General features: G+C 70.4%; 4 protein-coding genes. 2 read left to right on the top strand and 2 right to left on the bottom strand.

The window, feature by feature from the left end; genetic code table 11:
* Positions 1–1,486, top strand: a 1,486-nt coding sequence (locus CCN37_RS35760) for a M1 family metallopeptidase (protein ID WP_371505574.1), incomplete at its 5' end; no start/stop codon positions are given.
* A 54-nt stretch (positions 1,487–1,540) separates the two neighbouring features.
* Here CCN37_RS35760 and CCN37_RS35755 read toward each other — a convergent pair.
* Positions 1,541–2,008: a CHAP domain-containing protein gene (locus CCN37_RS35755; RefSeq protein WP_168201016.1), complete on the bottom strand. Its 468-nt coding sequence runs from the start codon at positions 2,006–2,008 to the stop codon at positions 1,541–1,543.
* Positions 2,009–2,123: 115 nt separating this feature from the next.
* A complete protein-coding gene (locus CCN37_RS35750; RefSeq protein WP_246843513.1) occupies positions 2,124–3,383 on the bottom strand; it encodes an isochorismate synthase MenF in 1,260 nt (419 codons plus the stop codon).
* A gap of 80 nt (positions 3,384–3,463) precedes the next feature.
* On the opposite strand from CCN37_RS35750, the gene CCN37_RS35745 reads away from it, so the two are divergent.
* On the top strand, positions 3,464–4,129 hold the full coding sequence (locus tag CCN37_RS35745; RefSeq protein WP_246843512.1) for a DUF3592 domain-containing protein: 666 nt from the start codon (positions 3,464–3,466) through the stop codon (positions 4,127–4,129).
* The last annotated feature ends 239 nt before the right edge of the window (positions 4,130–4,368 follow it).

Below are 4,368 nucleotides of genomic sequence, written 5' to 3'. Positions count from 1 at the left end.
GGGGGCGGCGGCCGCGGCCGCGATCGCGCTGCTCGCCTGGCCCGCCTCCGCTGGGCCGAACGACGTCGGTGCCCCCGGAATCGGTGACGAGTACTACCCGGGTGACGGCAACGGCGGCTACGACGTCTCGCACTACGACATCCGGCTGCGCTACCAGCCCGCCGACGACAAGCTCTGGGGCACGACGGTGATCACCGCCAAGCCCACCCAGCGGCTCACCGAGTTCAACCTGGACTTCGCGATCGACCCGAAGTCCGTCCTGGTCAACAACCTGCCGGCGAAGTTCAGCCGCACCGGGACCGAGCTCAAGGTCACCCCGGCCCAGCAGGTGCACCAGGGCCTGCTCACCACGATCGTCGTGGAGTACGAGGCCATCCCGTCGACGGTCACCGTCAACGGCCAGAACAACTGGAAGCGCACCCCTGACGGCGCGCTCGCGGTCGACGAGCCGCACGTGTCCGCGTGGTGGTACCCGAGCAACGACCACCCGACGGACAAGGCCACCTTCGACGTCTCCGTCTCCGTGCCCGACGGCACCGCCGCGCTGTCCAACGGCAAGCTCGCCGGCAAGTCCAGCCGCGCCGGGTGGACCAGGTGGAGCTGGCGCAGCACCAAGCCGCAGGCCACCTACCTGACCTTCCTCGCGGTCGGCAAGTACGAGGTCGTCACCGGCACCGGGCACAAGGGCCAGCCGCTGGTGAACGCCTACGGCACCAACCTCGGCGAGGCCGCGGACGCGGCGAAGGCCAGCATCGAGCGCACGCCCGAGGTCATCGCCTTCCTGGAGGACTACTTCGGCGAGTACCCCTTCGAGGCCCAGGGCGGCGTCGTGCCCAGCTCCGGCCTCGGCTTCGCGCTGGAGAACCAGACCCGCCCGGTGTACAGCCCGGCGTTCTTCTCGGCGGGCTCGCACGTGTCGGTCGTCGTGCACGAGCTGGCGCACCAGTGGGCCGGCGACTCGGTCTCGGTGGCCAAGTGGCGCAACATCTGGCTGAACGAGGGCTTCGCGAGCTACGCGGAGTGGCTCTGGTCGGAGGCCAAGGGCGAGGGCACCGCGCAGGAGATCTTCGACCACTACTACCAGCGCCCGGCCGAGGACCCGGCCTGGCAGGTCGTCACCGGTGACCCGACCCCGGCCAAGCTCTTCGACGGCTTCGGCGTCTACACCCGCGGCCCGATGGCGCTGCACCAGCTGCGCAACGCGGTGGGCCTGGACACCTTCAAGAAGATCCTGAAGACCTGGAACACCGACAAGAAGTACGGCAACGCCACCATCGAGCAGTTCATCGCGCTGTCGGAGAAGATCTCCGGCAAGCCGCTCTACGACCTGTTCCAGAAGTGGCTGTTCACCAAGGGCAAGCCGCAGCTGAACGCCGACCAGTCGGTTCAGGCGAAGGCCCCCGGAGTGCGGGCGAACACCGTTCCCAAGTCGATCGCGAAGATCGAGGCCGGGCACCGCATCATGCACAGCATGAACACCAAGTAATAGTTCTCGTTCCTGCCGTCCGGCCCCGTGGCTCCTGTCGCGGGGCCGGACGTTTCAGAAGTGGATGTAGTTCGCGGGCTTGATCGAGCCGATGTCGCGCTTGCCGTAACCGTGCGAGACGCGGACGTTGTACTCCTGGACCGTGACCGTTCCGCCGCTGACCGCCGAAACGACGGCGACGTGGCCCTTTCCGCCACCCATGTTGCTGCCCCAGACAGCGACCGCGCCGACCTTGGGCGTCTTGTTCACCGTCAGTCCCGCGTTTCTGGCCTTGTCGTCCCACGTGCCCGCGTCGCCGAAGAACACTCCTTTGTACTTCGCGTTCTTGAACGTGATCCCGCGCTTGTCCAGCCGGTACGCCACGTAGGACGTGCAGTACCTCGTGCTGAATCCCCACTTGTCGGTCTTGCCGACCGCGCTGTTCGCGTACGGATACCCCGCCGCGGCGTCAGCGGATGGCGGAACGACGACCGTGACCGCTGAGAACAGTGCGGCGAGCGCGAGCGCGCTGGTTCGCTTCATGCCGCGAAAGGCTAAGCAAACCCCAAGTGCCTGTCTTGTCCGCATTCTTCTTTTGGAAGCGGTCGCTCACTTTTCGGGCGGAGTCGAAAATGAACTCGGCTCAGTTTCCTGCTGGCTAGTTGCCTTCCAAAGCGTCTCGGATCGGCACGAGTTTGGCCGCGGCCTCGGTGACCTCGGAATCGGGATCGGAGTCCGCGACGAGTCCGCACCCGGCGAACAACCGCGCGGTGGCGCCGTTGACCTGGGCGCAGCGCAGCGCGATGCCCAGCTCGCCGTCCCCGTTGGCGTCGATCCAGCCGACCGGTCCTGCGTAGCGGCCCCGGTCCATCCGCTCCAGCTCGGTGATCATCTCCACGGCGGCCTTCTGCGGCGTCCCGCCCACCGCGGCGGTCGGGTGCACGGCGGCGGCCAGCCGCAGCAGGGAGGGCGCGTTCGCCGTCGAGCGCAGCCGCCCGGTCACGTCGCTGGACAGGTGCAGCACGTTCGGCAGGCGCAGCACCTCGGGCGCGTCCGGGGCCTCCAGCGTCGCGCAGTGCGGCCGCAGGTTGTCCACGAGGGACTCCACCGCGTACGCGTGCTCCTCGCGGTTCTTCGCCGAGCTCAGCAGCTGCGCGGCCAGCTCGTCGACGGTCACGCCCTCGTGCGGCCAGCTGGTCCCGGCGAGCACCCGCGAGGTGACCTCGTCGTCGAGCTTGCTGAGCAGCATCTCCGGGGTGGCCCCGAGCAGGCCCTCCACCGCGTAGACCCAGCAGCTCGGGTAGCGCCCGGCCAGCCCGTGCAGCAGGAACCTCGGGTCGAACGGCTCGTCCGCCGTCGCCAGCAGGTCGTGCGCGAGCACCACCTTGCCCAGCTCGCCCGCGCGCATCCGGTCCACCGCCGCGCGCACCGCGTGCCGGTAGCCGGTCACCGGCAGCTCGCCCTCGGAGTAGCGCACGGTCCCGGTCCGCCGCACCGGCTGCACCGAGCGGTTCACCGGGGAGCCGCCGTCGACCGGGCCGATCTCGGTGACCCAGGTCGTCCCGCCGCGCTTGCCGACGAGCACCCTCGGCACCACGAGCACCGAGTCACCGGGGTGGTCGGCGAAGGCCATGCTCGCGAACGCCACCGCTCCCGAGCCCGGCAGGCCGACCTCGTCGAGCACCTCGGCGCGTTCGCACACCGAGCGCCACCACAGCTCGGCGTCGACGAACCGGTTCGGCCCGCTCGGCGCGAACCGGGCCGCCTCACCCCAGCCGACCAGGCCTTCCCCGTCGCGCACCCACGTCAGCACGCCCTCGGGAGTGGGCAGCAGGTCCAGCAGTTCGGTGTCCGCGCCCATCGGGCGACTGTGCACGCGCAGCCTGGCTGCGATGCCCTTCTCCGGAGCGCTGGTCACCCTTCGAGCGTATGAGCCACGTGCGCGGGACGCGTCGCCGGTCTGGCATAAAGTGACCCGATGTGGCGGAGGACGCAGTCGTGAGCACGCCGGGCGACACGCCGGGCGGCACCGCCGTCGACGCGCGCGCGGCGGACGGCGACGGCGCTTCCGACAAGAACACGGGCAAGATCGACGACAAGGCGACCGGCAAGATCGCGGACGCGGCACCGGACACCACGCTCGACGCCGCGGTGCGCGCGAGCGCGCAGGCCGAGGCCGACGAGCTGCGCGGCACCCGCTTCGCCCAGGCCCGCGCCGTCTGGGGCGCCATCCGCACCCAGGCCCGTGACCTCCGCAGGGCGACGCTGATCACGCTCGGCCTCGCCTGCCTGGTGACCGCCTCCTGCGTGATCCTGGTCGTCGGCGCCTACACGAACGATTTCAAGATCACCGCGCGTCCCGGGGTGGCCGCCGCCGAGGTGATGTCGGCCTCCTACAACCGCACCGTCGTGCGCTTCAGCACCCCGGACAGCGCCGTGCGGGTGCCGCGCGACGGCGTGCTCTACCCGGGCGGGCTCCAGGTCGGCCAGGTGGTCCGGGTCGAGTACGACCAGGCCAACCCCGACCTCGTGCGCGTCGCGGGCCGCGGCGCGTGGCTGACGCTGGCGCCCGCGCTCACCATCGTGCTCCTGGCGTGGGCGCTCGCGGGCGCGGTGCTCTGGTGGCTGCACAGGGTCCGCAACCGCGCCCGCCGCGCCACCTGAGGGAACCGCTGTCCCCGGTTCAGGCGTCGGACCAGCGTTGCTGTTCTGTTCGGGTCACGAAGTTCAGGTAGGTTCCGGCCCGGCAATGACGTCCTGCTGGGGGCCACCATGCACACGACTTCCCGTCGAGCCACCGCGGTCGCCGCGGCCGCGCTCGTGACGGCTTTCCTCGCCGGCTGCACCTCCGCCGTGGTGGGAACCGCGGAGCCCGGGCCGCCCCCGCCGAAGCCGACCACGAC

The sequence above is a fragment of the Allokutzneria sp. NRRL B-24872 genome, assembly GCF_002155965.1.
Classification (GTDB): domain Bacteria; phylum Actinomycetota; class Actinomycetes; order Mycobacteriales; family Pseudonocardiaceae; genus Allokutzneria.
Note: the sequence above shows the minus strand (reverse complement) of the source record. Positions and strands in the feature narration are given on the sequence as shown.